Source organism: Streptomyces sp. NPDC101219, assembly GCF_044767675.1.
In the GTDB taxonomy this organism is placed as follows: Bacteria; Actinomycetota; Actinomycetes; order Streptomycetales; family Streptomycetaceae; genus Streptomyces.
The window spans coordinates 161,767-174,411 of the sequence record NZ_JBIWOK010000008.1 but is presented as its reverse complement, the minus strand read 5'-3'; the positions used below and the strand labels follow the sequence as shown (position 1 = coordinate 174,411).

Genomic DNA, 12,645 nt, shown 5'->3' with positions numbered 1-12,645 from the left:
GTCAGCGCGCGGGACATGTACCGCAGAGCGCGGCGGGGCTATAGCTCAGTTGGTTAGAGCGCATCCCTGATAAGGATGAGGCCACTGGTTCAAATCCAGTTAGCCCCACCAGCGAGAAGACCCCCAGTCGGTACCGGCTGGGGGTCTTTGACATCCACGGCTGACACCAACGGCGGCGGTCAGCCGATGAGCGGTCCTCCAGGAGCTCGGTGCGCAGGCCCACCGCTTCGCGCTCACCGTCGCCCACAACGTGCGTGTACACGTCCATGGTCATGCTGATCTGGCTGTGCCGGAGGATCGCCTGTGCGACCTTGGGGTGCACCTTCAAGAAGGCCAGCAGGGTCCCGCAGGTATGCCGGGCGAGGCGGACCGTGATCCGGCGGACGCCGGCGCGCTCGACGAGCCGATCGAAGGTGCGCGAGAAGCCCACCGGGTCGATCATGCCGCCGTGCTCAGAGGAGAAGATCAGGTCACCCTGCTTGACCGGTGTAAAGCGGCCGGACTCGAAGTCGATGTCTTGCCAGCGCAGCCCGAGCACCTCACTGCGTCGAAGGCCAAGGACCGGGACGAGGACGCAGGCCGCGTAGAGCCGGTGGGCACGCGCCGAGCGCAGGAAGGCGACCGCTTACCGGGCGTTCCACGCCGTGCCCCTGTCCTTGCTGACTTTGGGCATGTCGACCAGGAGAGCGACGTTCCGCATGATCAGCTCCCCGCGCACGCACGGTTGAGGGCGTTGCGGAGGACCCGCAGCACCTCGAAGCGAGCCGAGGGGCCCACTTTCTCCCGCGTCAGCGTGGCCATGAACGCCCGGATCTGCGCCGGGGTGAGCTTGGCCAGGGGCGGATTTCTCTACCTCATCAAGCCCCGGCTGCGCTCCGCTCCGACGGGCGCGCTCCCGGCTCCGCGTCGCGCTGCGCTCCTGCCTTCGGCCCGCTCCGCGCACGCTGCGCCGACGCGCGCCCACGACGGGGGATAGGGCTGGGACTGCAAGGCGAGTACCGCACAACCGGGCCGCAGTGAAGGACATGCCTCCGGCGGGGGATCGGCCGACGCCGGGATGGCGGGGGCGCTGCTGCCGAGTGCCGGCCGAGTGTGGCGAGCGTAGGGAGCTTCCATCCCGCGTGCCGTCGACCCAGGCAGAGCCGAGCAGACACGGCACCTGGCATCCAGGTCGTTCGTACAGTGGCGCGCTCCACCTGGACGCCAGGCACCGCGCCTGCTCCACGGAGTGTGGGTCGACGGCACACGGGATGGAAGCTGGGGTGAGTGGTGGGCTGAGGACGGACTTTCGACCGCGCCTCCTGCACGGGAGCGAAGGCGTCATGACCGCTCGCAGTTGAAGACGACAGCAGGCACCACAGGCCGCGGAGTGGATGCCGTAAGGGAACCCCGAGCCGGTGGCTAGGGCGTAGCTGCTCCCGTAGCAGGACGCTGGGCTGCGATCAGCGGCATAGCGTCCTGGCATGACTTCGACCAAAGCGGTTGCTACGGACATCGGACGTGCGGCAGTGCTGCTGCCTACGAGCCTGGCTCAGATCTGCGTGACGCTGGCGGGCCGCCACTCACAGCCTTTCCGGAGGCTGCTGCACGCCGTGATGGGAATGTGCCTTGGCGCGCTGTCGCTCGTCGCCGTTGGCATTGAGTTTTTCTTCGTCGCCCGTGGGGTGCTGTACGGGTTGTTCGACGGCGGGCCCTATGACACATCCTGGGGTGGGCCGACGCTCGCTGGGGCGTGGCTGGCGCATTTCGCAGTCGGCTTACCCATTGCGGTCGCAGCCCTGGCCTTACTCTGGTGCATCGCTGGTTTGCACGATCGGCTTGGTGCCCGGTTCGTGCGCGGTGAACGAACCGGCGTCTGGGTACTGCCCACAGCGCTGCTGGCATGTGCGGGCGGCGCAGTGTTCGTCGTCGCCTGGATCCATCAGGTATAGCGGGACGGCCTGACGCCAAGCATGGAAGCCACCCGTGCTGGTGAGGCCATTCAGCTTGTCAAGGGTGTCTCAATGCTCTGACATCAACAACTGACACCAACAGGTACGGACAGAGGCGATCGACGCCGAAGCTCGGCGGACCCTAAGGCGAGATGGAAGCCGGTACGGTCACGGCTACTGGCGCCGCATGATCGACCTGATAAGGATGAGGTCGCTGGTTCAAATCCAGTTAGCCCCACCAGCACGGAGACCCCCGGTCGATACGACCGGGGGTCTTCGGCGTCCACGGCTGACACCAACGGCGGCGGTCAGCCGATGAGCGGTCCTCCAGGAGCTCGATGCGCAGGCCCACCGCTTCGCGCTCACCGTCGCCGACCGCGTGTGTGTAGACATCCATGGGCATGCCGGCCGGGCTCTACGGAGGTCGCCCACGGGCTGCCGAGGCCCGGAAATCCACGCGCGCGCCGTCACCGGGCTGGGGTGAGTGGTGGGCCGAGGGTTCACCGACTGCCGTTGATTCCGGCATGGAACCTCGTCAGGGCAAAGACGATCAAGAGGTCGAGTGTCATCACGGGGATGGCCCACAGCGGGTAGTACGGAACGAACATGACCTGGGTGATCAGGCTGATTCCCGCCGCCACTGCGCCGGCCCCACGCCCCCAACTCTGGTTTGTCACGACGCCCAAGCCGGCAATCACAAGTGCCAGCCCGACCACGATGTGAATCCAGCCCCATGCCGTGAGGTCGAACCGATAGGCGTACTGGGACGCGGCGAACAGGTTGTCCCCTGCGATGCCGGATGCCCCCATGAGAATGCTGAGCGGCCCGCTGAGCATCATCACGGCGCCGGCGAAGAGGGACGCGCCGCTGAGCCCTTCGCTGTCGCCCGGCCCTCCGTGCCCTCGCCGTGTCTCGCTCGGCATCGCTGCCATGGCCGCCACCTTCCTGTACAGCATGGTCACCGACGCACACAGGCCGTGCGACGCCGGCAACGCCTCACTGACAGGATCACCGCGATCCTTCGGCACCGCGACTCCAGCCGCGTACCGCCGTGAAGGCAAGTGCGGCGGGCTTTGCAGCCCTGCGTTCCGACGGGAACCGATGGGTGCGCTCCGGAAGCACGAGGGAGCCGGACCGCGCGTGCTGCGGGCGGTTCGGGGTGCCGGTATGCGGGTGGGCATGGGGAAAGCCCGGCAGCTCTAAGGGCTGCCGGGCCTGTGGCGTGCCGTGCGGTGCTGTACGCAAGTTCGCCAGGACTCGGGGGAGCGGAACGGCACGGGATGAGGCGTCCCCAGGGGGCTCAGCGCTGCAGGGGGATGCGATGGCCGGTGAGGGGGCCGGCCGATGCCGTGACGTCGTCCGGGGCGGTGGCGCCGTCGGCGCAGTCCGGATCGGCCGGTGCGGCCGCGGAGTCGGCGAACGGGTGCTGGCGGCAGCCGGGCGACGTGCCGTGGGCCTCGGCGCGGATGCGCTGCTTCATGGTGGGGGGCAGGGACCTGGCTTGCGGATGGACCCGGAGGGACGAAGCCGGTGCCGTCGTCTCAAGAGCGCGCTCGTTGTTGCGGCTCGTCTCGCTCTGCTGTACAGCGGCGGAGGCCGTCGTGGTGATCAGGCCGAGCGCCGTGCACAGCGCGAGGAAGGCGGTGACGATGACGGTCCAGAGCTTCATGACCTTGTTCCTGGCCACGGTCCCTCACTTTCGGGTTGGGCGATTTGCGTACTTTCCCCATGATGTGTATGAGCGCGACGAAGTGGTGGACCGACGCCCGTGGCGCGTCGATGTTCAGATGAACACCACCCGGATGGGCGCAAGAGGGGTGAAAATAAGGGGAGCCGGGCGAGAAGCGGTCAAAATCACCGTCCGTGCGGGTGTCATCACCCTCTGGTCGGATCGACGAATTCCGCTTCTACTCGGCCGGGAAGAGGGCGAGTTGAGGCGCCCGGGCAGGTCACCGATTGGTATCGGCCGGTGTGTATAGTCGGGCGCCAGAGGTCCCCTACGTCAAGGAAAGACGAGGTCGCGCGGTGAAGAAGCTTCTCCTGGTCGCACTGGCCGCCATCGGCGGGCTCCTCGTGTACCGCCAGATCCAGGCGGATCGCGCCGAGCAGGATCTGTGGACGGAGGCGACTGACTCCGTGCCCACGGGTTCGTGAGTACCGACAGCCAACGCTGAACAGGCCCCGACCGCCCCGGCGGTCGGGGTTTTGTGTGTGACGGGGCCTTGTCCGCGGACCCGGTCCGCGCGGCAGGATGGGCGCCGGATCGACGTCCGATACGACGAGGGGTGGCGCGTGAGGGGACGGCGGTGTAGAGGAGGGGGGCGCGCACCGGCCGGACGCGGCCGTTCGCCGGTGATCCGGCGCATGGGTGCGGTGACGCTGGTGTCCCTGCTCGCGCTCGGCGCGGTGGGCACCCCGCCGGCCGCGGCGGCGTCCGGTGCCCCGGGGAGCTACGCCTTCGCCGAGGGAGCGGCGACGGTGGAGGGCACGCCGAGCACCGCGGACGCGGCACGGCTGGAGCCGGGCCGGGTCTACCGCAGTACCCTCCCGGCCCGGGGAACCGTGTACTACAGCCTGGAACTGGATGCCGCCTCGACCGCCTACGTCGCCGCCACCGCTGTTCCACCGGCCGAACTGGGCGCCTCCTCCGTCCGTGACGGGGTCAAGGTCACCCTCCAGGACGCGCGGGGGCGTTCCTGCGACGTGGACACAGCCGGCTTCGGCGCCGCGGGCAGCCCGCGCCCGGTCACCGCGTCGGCCGTGCGCGAGACGGCCCGCCGCAGATCGTTGTGCCAGGAGGCCGGCATCTACTACGTGGCCGTGGAGCGCGCCGACCCCGACGGCGCGGCCACGTCGCCCGCTGCCTGGGAACTCGAACTCGCCGCGGTCACGGAGCCGCCGCTGGAGGCGGCCGGTGCGACGAACGCGCCCCGGGAGTGGAACTCCGCCTCCCCCGAGCCGGTCGCCGGAGCGGCCCAACGGCGGGCGGGCGGCTCCGGATTCGCGCAGGCCACCCCCCTCGGCGAAGGCGTCTGGCGGGACGACGTCCGCCCGGGCGCCACGCTCTTCTACAAGGTGCCCGTCGACTGGGGCCAGCAGCTGTCCGTCACCGCCGAACTGGGCAGCGTGCGCGGCGACGGCAGGGGCTTCGTCGCCGCGGCGCTGGACCTGGATCTCCACAACCCCGCCCGCAGCCCTGTCGCGGACGTGCGCGTCTCCTACGACGGCGGCCAGAAGGCGGGCAGCCTACCGCCCCTGCCGCCGGTCGCTCACGCCAACCGCCATGCTGCCGTCGGCCGGGTGGCGGCGATGCGCGTCGCCGGGTCCTACTACCTCGTGGCCCACCTCGCGGCGGACGTGGCCGACGACTTCGGTACGGGGCCGGTGCCGTTGACGCTGCGGATACGCCTGGACGGTGCGGCCCAGTACGGGCCCGCCTACGCGGGAGAGCCCGTGCCCGCCGGCGTCTTCGCGGTGACGGAGGCGGACCGGGAAGCGGCCGCCGAGGGCACGGACGGCGACAGCACGGCGATGAGGGTGCTGGCGGTGAGTGGTTTCGGGGCGGGAAGCGCGCTGCTCCTGGGGCTCGGCGTGTGGACGGTCGTGGCGCGTCGGAGGGCCGCCTCCTGGCGGGCCGGTCCGGTGTGAGGCGGGCAGGCCGTTGGCGGGGTGGGGCCCTTGCTCGGGCCTGGCCGCGTGGGGCCGATCAGATCCGGCCGAGCGCCCAGAAGCCCACGGCGTAGCAGGCGAGGGCGAGAAGCAGGAGGGGGACGGCCACCTTCGCGGGCGGGCCGGGGCGGGACCTGCGGCGGTGGGCACGGTGAGCGGGACGGTCGGGAGAAAACGCGGCGCCGGGAGGTGGAACCTGCGGGTCTCGGGCGGTGTATTCAGCAGTAGAGGGCTCGGCAAGAGGCAGCCGGGCCGGTGCGGAATACGCCGGAGGGCGCGGCGGCAGGGGGGTGCGCAGCGGGTGAGTGGGGTCGTGCGGGGGGACGCCGGGGGCGGTGGCGGGGGACCGTTGAGTGTGGAGGGCTTGCTGGGCCCGGGCTTGTGCCTGGTCTGGCGCCTGTGCCTGCTCTTGCGCGCGTTGGTTCGCGTACGCGTGCGGGGGGATCCCCGGCGGCTGGGGAGCGGGCGGAGGCGGAGCCGACGGGGCGGGGGCGGGCGACGTCGCCTCGGGCGGAGGCAGATGGAAGCTCCCGGTGTCCGACATGCTGGACTGCGACTGCGACTGCGACTGCGACTGCCACTGCGACGGGTGTGGTTGTGGCTGCTGGGGATGGTGGGGCGGGAGCTGTTGTGGGGGTGCGGGGGGCTGCGTGCCGGTGACGGGGGAGGCCCGGCGTGGATCGGTGGGTGCGGCGTCCGTCCCCGCCCGCCTCCTCGTCCCCGCGCCCGCGCCTGCGTCCGCGCCCGTGCCGGTGCCCGGGGTGCTGTGCGGCGTCGGCCCGTGGGCCGGGGCTCCGGACGCGCTGTCCTCACTCTCGCCCTCGCCCGTGCCCGTGCCCGTGAGACCGACCTCCGCACCGTTCCCGTGCCGGGGCTCAGGGACGCCCGGGGGGCCCGGGGAGCCCTCGGGGTCCGGGTCGGCCACCGGCCGGGGATTCTCCGCAGGTGGTCGGCCGGCCTTTGTGGTCGCCGTGGACGTGCCGCTGCCGCCGACCCGCACCCCGGAGGCGAGCTTCAGCGGGCCGGCCGGTCCGAACCCCGGTGGGAGCGGGCCGAGTTGGTCGAAGATCTCGATCAGCTCGTCGTCCGGTCCGGGCTCCGGGAGTAGCTCAGCGGCCGAGGTCAGCGCCTTGCGTGCCCCGGTGACCGTGCGGAAGCGGGCGTCGGGATCCGGCTGCAGCAGCGTCGCCACGACCTGCCACAGGGGCTCGGGGATGCCCTGGGGAGCCCCCGGTGTCCCGTGGTCGGCGAAGTACTGGATGAGGGCCTTGGTGTCCGGCTTGGCGCCCTCCAGCAGGTACAGGGCGACCAGTCCCACGGCGAAGAGGTCGGCGGGGAAGTCCGGCTCGGAGCCCATCATCTGCTCGGGCGCGAGATAGCCGGGCGTGCCGACCACGAGGTTGGTCTCGGTCAGGCGGGGCTCGCCCAGGCGCATCGCGATGCCGAAGTCGGAGAGACGCAGGCGGGGCCGACCCGTGCCGGTCGCCTCCAGGAGCACATTGGCGGGCTTGATGTCGCGGTGCACGACGCCCTCCGCGTGGACGGCGGCGAGCCCGGCCAGCAACTGGTCCAGCAGCGTGCAGACGAAGGGCGGCGGCAGCGGGCCGTAGTCGCCGACCAGGTGGACCAGCGAGCCGCCGGCGACCAGGTCCATGGTGAACAGGACCTGGTCGTCGTCGGCGGCCCAGCTGGTGGGGGCGAGCACATGGGGGTGGTCGATGCGCAGTGCCTGCTCGCGTACGAAGCGCAGGAGGGAGTGGGCGTCGCTCTGCAGCAGCACCTTGGCGGCCACATAGCGGCGCCGCCGGTGGTCCCAGGCACGCCATACGGCGCCCACACCCCCGCGTCCGATCGGATCGGCCAGTTCGTACCGGCCGGCGAACACCTCACCCATGGCTGTGCCCCGCCCCTCCCCCTGTGCCGTCGCCCTTCGTCTCCCGCGGCCGGGCCGGGATCAGTTCTGGTGGGACTGGTAGTGCGCCACGGCGTCGGAGGTGCGGCCGGCGCCGTAGACGCGGAGGAACTCCGCCAGTTCCGGGTGCGTGGGGGCGAGGGAGTCGGCTGCCTCGATGATGTCGCCGGCGGCCGCCACCGAGCGCAGCAGGGACTGGATCTCCCGGACGACCCGCTTGACCGTGGGCGCCCCCGAACTGCTCGTCGTCTGCGTGGTGTTGCTGAGCACCGAACCCCCCTGCGACTTCTTGATCTCCTCCATGCGCTCGGTGGCCTCGGCCGCGCTCACGCTTCCGTCCGCGACCTGTCCCGCGAGTTCCTGCAACAGCTGGACCCGCTGCACGACCGCGGGGTTGCCGATCTTGGCCCGCTGGCCGCTCATGAGTTGTGACAGCATCGGCGCGGACAGTCCGAGTACACCCGCGAGACGAGCCTGGTTGAGGCCCAGGTCGTCTATGAGCCTACGGAAGAGCGCCCCCAGTGGCTCCCCGTACCAGTTCCGCTGCAGTTCCCGCGCTCTTGCGGTGGCTTCCTGCTGTGCGGCGTCCATTGCGTCTCCCCATCGCTTCCCCAAGAACCGCGGTTCGCTGTAGCGAACCACGTCCGAGCATCTTACGGAGCGTGGTTGGTCACGGGGACCCCAATCCTTTTGCGGAATCCCCGGGGTGACCCGGTACTCTGGTGTGCGGCGCCCGCCGGGATGCACCTTTTCCGGGCGGACGCTTCGTTTCCGGGGCCTTAGCTCAGTTGGTAGAGCGCTGTCTTTGCATGGCAGATGTCAGGGGTTCGACTCCCCTAGGCTCCACAATCCGGACCCCTCCCCTCTGCGGACAGCAGAGGGGAGGGGTCCTTCGTTTCACGTGAAACAGCGCGGTGGGCCGGGAGATCTCGAAGATCTCCCGGCCCACCGCGCTGTGATGCCGTAGGGCGTCAGGGCTGTTCGTCGCGCTTGGCGGCCTGTTCCTCGGCCTCCTTGGCCTGGACCTCCGGGTCCAGGGTGGCGCCGCTGCCGTCCACGGAGGTCAGCGTGGCTCCCTCGGGGACGTCCGTCGCGGCCGGCGGTTCCACCAGCCAGTCCGGGTTGGCCTGCTTGTCCCACCACTTCCAGGCGGCGAAGGCGCCGCCGGCGACGAGGCCCGCGAGCGCGATCACCTTGGCGGCCCGCCCGGCCCTGGCCCGTCGCTGCTGCTTGCGGACCAGCTTCTGGATCTGCTGGGCGGTGACCTGACCGCGCAGGGCGGCCAGTGCGGCAGCGCTGCGCGCGGCCGCTTCCTCCGTGGCCGGGCCGGCGACGGCGATCGCCTGCTCGATCCGGGGCCGGGAGTAGTCGGCCGCCTGGCGCGCGGCCTGGCGCGTACGGGCGGCGGCGTCGTGGGCGGCCTGGTCGACCTTCGGCGGCACATGCGTCCGGGCCTGCTCCAGGTACGGCTGGATGTGCGCGCCGTACTGGACGCGAGCCTGCCCTGCGGCCTGCGTCACCTTGGGCGCCAGCCGTACGCGGGCTTCCTGTGCGTAGTGCGCGGCCCTTACCTTGGCCGTGTCGGCGTAGGGCGCCACCACTTCCGCGGCGTGCAGCACGCTGTCCTTCGCCGAACCGGTCGCGGCGCGCACGCTGTCGATGCGGGTCACGGGTTCCTCCTCCTCGGTGGCGTACGGTATTTCGACTTTCCACCCTTTTACGGATCATGCATCGCGAGCGGCCGTGAGGCATGCGCGGGCGGGCATCCGGGTGCCGATGAAGCCGATCGAATGCGGTAGCGGATGAAGGGGGCATCAGGGGCTTGTGGTCACTTGTGGTCGACAATGCCACGGATCGTCGTCATGCGCCCCCGTCGCGGGACCACTCCTGGGTCTTTCCCGCAAGCCGATCGGCCCGGTCGCATCCTGTGAACGGGCGCCGGGCGACTGAGGGCCCCGTCCGTGCGAGGATCGGGGAGTCACCGAAAGACAACGGAAGGCACATCGTGGCTGAGCAGCTCTACGCCACCCTGAAGACCAACCACGGCAACATCGAGGTTCGGCTGTTCCCGAACCAGGCGCCGAAGACGGTCAAGAACTTCGTCGAGCTCGCCAAGGGCGAGCGGGAGTGGACCCACCCGCAGACCGGTGCCAAGTCCACGGACAAGCTCTACGACGGCACGGTTTTCCACCGGGTGATCAGCGGTTTCATGATCCAGGGCGGTGACCCGCTGGGCAACGGCACCGGCGGCCCCGGCTACCAGTTCGAGGACGAGTTCCACCCGGACCTGCGCTTCGACAAGCCCTACCTGCTGGCCATGGCCAACGCGGGCCCCGGCACCAACGGCTCGCAGTTCTTCATCACCGTCGCCCCGACGGCGTGGCTGACCCGCAAGCACACCATCTTCGGTGAGGTCACCGACGCGGCCAGCCAGAAGGTCGTGGACGGCATCGCCTCCGCGCAGACCAACCCGCGCACCGACCGCCCGCTGACCGACGTGGTCATCGAGTCCGTCGAGATCCGCGAGGGCTGAGACACCCGGCCCGGAGCTCCCCGGGGCGCGAAAGCGTTCGGGGGGAACCAATCGCCCCGCTCGTCCGTAAGGATGGGCGGGGCGGGGTTTCTCGACGACCGAGGGGATTCCATGGACGACCAGGCTGCCGGCAGCCCGCGGGACGCCCACAGCGTCCCCTCCTGCTATCGCCACCCGGACCGCGAGACCGGTATCCGCTGCACCCGCTGCGACCGGCCGATCTGCCCCGAGTGCATGGTCAACGCGTCGGTCGGATTCCAGTGCCCCGAGTGTGTGCGGGGCGGTTCGGGCACCGGGCATGCCCCGTCCGCCTCCGCGCCGCGCACGATCGCCGGGGGCACCGTCACCGAGGACCCGCGGCTGGTCACCAAGATCCTCATCGGGATCTGTCTCGCGGCCTTCCTGGTGCAGTTGTCCGTCGGGGACACCTTCACGGACCGCTTCGACCTCATCGGCCGGGCCTTCGTCCCGCACCTCGGATCGCTCGAGGGTGTGGCGGAAGGGCAGTACTACCGGCTGCTGACGTCGATGTTCCTGCACGGCAGTTACATCCACATCATCTTCAACATGCTGAGCCTGTGGTGGATCGGCGGTCCGCTGGAGGCGGCCCTCGGCCGGGCCCGCTACCTGACCCTCTATGTGGTGTCCGGCCTCGCGGGCAGTGCGCTGAGCTACCTGATCGCAGCCCCGAACCAGCCCTCGCTCGGTGCCTCCGGGGCGGTCTTCGGGCTGTTCGGCGCCACCGCCGTGCTGATGCGGCGGCTGAACTACGACATGCGGCCGATCATCGCCCTGCTGGTGATCAACCTGATCATCACCTTCAGCCCGGGGTTCAACATCGCCTGGCAGGCGCACCTCGGCGGGCTCGTGGCCGGTGTGGTGATGGGGTACGCCATGATCCATGCCCCGCGTGAGAAGCGGACGCTGATCCAGTACGGGACGTGCGCCGTCGTGCTCGCCGCCGTGGTGATCATGACCCTGGTGAGAACGTCCCAGCTGATCTGAGGCCCACCGGGTCGGAGACCTCACCTGGCCAGGGGCCGAGCCGGTCGGGAGTCCGACCTGGTCAGGGACCGGGGCGGTGAGGCCCCACCCGATCAGGGACCGGGCCGGTGGGAGGCCGTTGTCCACAGTGTGTGGCGGATCTTGTGCACAGTGTGCGGGAACACCTGTTCCTGCTGTCGCTGGGACGTGTTTCCGCAGGTCAAGACGTGTTTGAACACACTTTCGATTGCCGGTGGTTCTGTCACACCGGCGTCAACGTCCGATGGGTTATCCACAGATCGTCGTTCTTTTCCCCACGCTGTGGAAAGGCCTGTGGATAACTCAGTGGATAGCCCTGCCCAGAGGTGTGGAACGGCTCGGGCAGGGCCCTGCTCACAGTCCGGTGCGGGCTACTTCCACTGAGTGGAGACGCCGAATCCGGCGGCGATGAACCCGAAGCCCACCACGATGTTCCAGTTGCCCAGGGCTTCGATCGGGAGCCTGCTGTCAGTGACGTAGAAGACGACAATCCAGGCCAGGCCGATGGCGAACAGGGCCAGCATCACGGGCGCGACCCAGGCACGGCTGTTCATCTTCAGCGCGGTCGCCTGCTTCGCGGGCGGCGGCGTGTAGTCGGCCTTCTTGCGGATACGTGACTTCGGCACGAGGGTCTCTCCTGTCGATGCGCTGCGTGGCCGCGCAGAGAACTGGGTCGGGCTCAAAGCAGCGTACAAGGGGACTCTGAGCGCTCCCCCGGGCGTCCGTTAGCGTAGTGCTTCCGCGGCGCCGAAGGAGATAAGGGTACGTTGAGCAATTCTGCCTACTCCCCGGGTTCGGAATCCAGTCCTGTCCGCCGACGCCGTCTGCGGCCCGTGCGGGTGCTCACCGCGGGCGTCTTCGCTCTCGCCGGGCTCATCTTCTTCACCAGCTTCGACACGGCCAAGGGCACCAACATCCGGACGGACGCCTCCCTGCTGAAGCTGTCCGACCTCGTGCACGAGCGCAGCCGCAAGAACGGCGAGCTGGAGGAGTCCAACGGAGCGCTGCGCCGGGACGTGGAAGCGCTCGCCCAGCGCGACGACGGCAGCACCGAGGCGGACGACGACCGCCTCGCCTCCCTGGAGAAGCGCGCGGGGACGAAGAAGCTCAAGGGCGAGGCGATCACCGTCACGCTCAACGACGCCCCGCCGGACGCCACCGCCAAGCTGCCCGGTTACCCGGAGCCGCAGCCCGACTACCTGGTCATCCACCAGCAGGATCTCCAGGCCGTGGTGAACGCGATGTGGCAGGGCGGGGCCGAGGGCATACAGGTCATGGACCAGCGGCTGATATCCACCAGCGCCGTGCGCTGCGTGGGCAACACCCTGATCCTCCAGGGCCGGGTCTACTCACCGCCGTACACGATCACGGCGGTCGGTGACCCCGGGAAGCTGCGGAAGGCGCTCACGGCATCCCCGGCGATCCAGAACTACATGGTGTACGTCAACGTCTACGGGCTCGGCTGGAAGGTCGAGGACAACGGCCCGGTGACTCTCCCCGGCTACTCGGGCACAGTGGACCTGCACTACGCAAAGCCCGTGGAGTGACCGCCGTGGAGTGAAGGCCCGCACAGGGAG

At 69.9% G+C, this 12,645-nt stretch carries 12 protein-coding genes, 2 tRNA genes and 1 pseudogene; 8 read left to right on the top strand and 7 right to left on the bottom strand.

What is annotated here, in order from left to right:
• Positions 1-34: 34 nt before the first annotated feature.
• Positions 35-111: transfer RNA gene (locus tag ACIRPP_RS18005), tRNA-Ile, on the top strand.
• Between the two features lie 196 nt (positions 112-307).
• Here ACIRPP_RS18005 and ACIRPP_RS18000 read toward each other — a convergent pair.
• Positions 308-442, bottom strand: a pseudogene (locus ACIRPP_RS18000) (site-specific integrase); the annotation flags it as partial.
• 1,021 nt (positions 443-1,463) lie between these two features.
• Here ACIRPP_RS18000 and ACIRPP_RS17995 point away from each other — a divergent pair.
• A complete protein-coding gene (locus tag ACIRPP_RS17995) occupies positions 1,464-1,931 on the top strand; it encodes a hypothetical protein (protein ID WP_403643459.1) in 468 nt (155 codons plus the stop codon).
• 500 nt (positions 1,932-2,431) lie between these two features.
• Here ACIRPP_RS17995 and ACIRPP_RS17990 read toward each other — a convergent pair whose 3' ends face one another.
• Both ACIRPP_RS17990 and ACIRPP_RS17985 read right to left on the bottom strand, forming a co-directional pair.
• Positions 2,432-2,959 carry a hypothetical protein gene (locus ACIRPP_RS17990; protein WP_403643456.1) on the bottom strand — a complete coding sequence of 176 codons (528 nt, stop codon included), beginning with the start codon at positions 2,957-2,959 and terminating at the stop codon, positions 2,432-2,434.
• Between the two features lie 272 nt (positions 2,960-3,231).
• The gene (locus ACIRPP_RS17985) at positions 3,232-3,618 is read right to left on the bottom strand and encodes a DUF6344 domain-containing protein (RefSeq protein ID WP_403643454.1); all 387 of its coding nucleotides are present in this window, start codon (positions 3,616-3,618) and stop codon (positions 3,232-3,234) included.
• A 338-nt stretch (positions 3,619-3,956) separates the two neighbouring features.
• Between ACIRPP_RS17985 and ACIRPP_RS17980 the strand changes: the two genes are divergently transcribed.
• Both ACIRPP_RS17980 and ACIRPP_RS17975 read left to right on the top strand, forming a co-directional pair.
• Entirely contained in the window at positions 3,957-4,085 is a 129-nt protein-coding gene (locus tag ACIRPP_RS17980; protein ID WP_003999697.1) for a DLW-39 family protein, read from the top strand.
• Positions 4,086-4,295: 210 nt separating this feature from the next.
• Positions 4,296-5,579 carry a hypothetical protein gene (locus ACIRPP_RS17975; RefSeq protein ID WP_403643451.1) on the top strand — a complete coding sequence of 428 codons (1,284 nt, stop codon included), beginning with the start codon at positions 4,296-4,298 and terminating at the stop codon, positions 5,577-5,579.
• A gap of 58 nt (positions 5,580-5,637) precedes the next feature.
• Here the strand turns inward: ACIRPP_RS17975 and ACIRPP_RS17970 are convergent, their stop codons facing one another.
• On the bottom strand, positions 5,638-7,494 hold the full coding sequence (locus ACIRPP_RS17970) for a serine/threonine-protein kinase (RefSeq protein ID WP_403643448.1): 1,857 nt from the start codon (positions 7,492-7,494) through the stop codon (positions 5,638-5,640).
• Positions 7,495-7,554: 60 nt separating this feature from the next.
• A complete protein-coding gene (locus ACIRPP_RS17965; protein WP_192231043.1) occupies positions 7,555-8,103 on the bottom strand; it encodes a DNA-binding protein in 549 nt (182 codons plus the stop codon).
• Between the two features lie 182 nt (positions 8,104-8,285).
• Between ACIRPP_RS17965 and ACIRPP_RS17960 the strand changes: the two genes are divergently transcribed.
• Positions 8,286-8,358: transfer RNA gene (locus tag ACIRPP_RS17960), tRNA-Ala, on the top strand.
• 125 nt (positions 8,359-8,483) lie between these two features.
• Here the strand turns inward: ACIRPP_RS17960 and ACIRPP_RS17955 are convergent.
• Positions 8,484-9,182 (bottom strand): DUF5324 family protein, encoded by a 699-nt coding sequence (locus ACIRPP_RS17955; protein WP_403643445.1) that lies wholly within the window; start codon positions 9,180-9,182, stop codon positions 8,484-8,486.
• A 335-nt stretch (positions 9,183-9,517) separates the two neighbouring features.
• On the opposite strand from ACIRPP_RS17955, the gene ACIRPP_RS17950 reads away from it, so the two are divergent.
• Both ACIRPP_RS17950 and ACIRPP_RS17945 read left to right on the top strand, forming a co-directional pair.
• A complete protein-coding gene (locus ACIRPP_RS17950) occupies positions 9,518-10,045 on the top strand; it encodes a peptidylprolyl isomerase (protein ID WP_164344329.1) in 528 nt (175 codons plus the stop codon).
• A gap of 111 nt (positions 10,046-10,156) precedes the next feature.
• The gene (locus ACIRPP_RS17945; protein ID WP_403643442.1) at positions 10,157-11,050 is read left to right on the top strand and encodes a rhomboid family intramembrane serine protease; all 894 of its coding nucleotides are present in this window, start codon (positions 10,157-10,159) and stop codon (positions 11,048-11,050) included.
• A 389-nt stretch (positions 11,051-11,439) separates the two neighbouring features.
• Here the strand turns inward: ACIRPP_RS17945 and crgA are convergent, their stop codons facing one another.
• Entirely contained in the window at positions 11,440-11,694 is a 255-nt protein-coding gene (crgA, locus tag ACIRPP_RS17940) for a cell division protein CrgA (protein ID WP_164338401.1), read from the bottom strand.
• A gap of 141 nt (positions 11,695-11,835) precedes the next feature.
• Here crgA and ACIRPP_RS17935 point away from each other — a divergent pair, with 141 nt between their 5' ends.
• Positions 11,836-12,615, top strand: coding sequence for a DUF881 domain-containing protein (locus tag ACIRPP_RS17935; protein WP_403643439.1), 780 nt, complete (start codon positions 11,836-11,838; stop codon positions 12,613-12,615).
• Positions 12,616-12,645 lie beyond the last annotated feature (30 nt).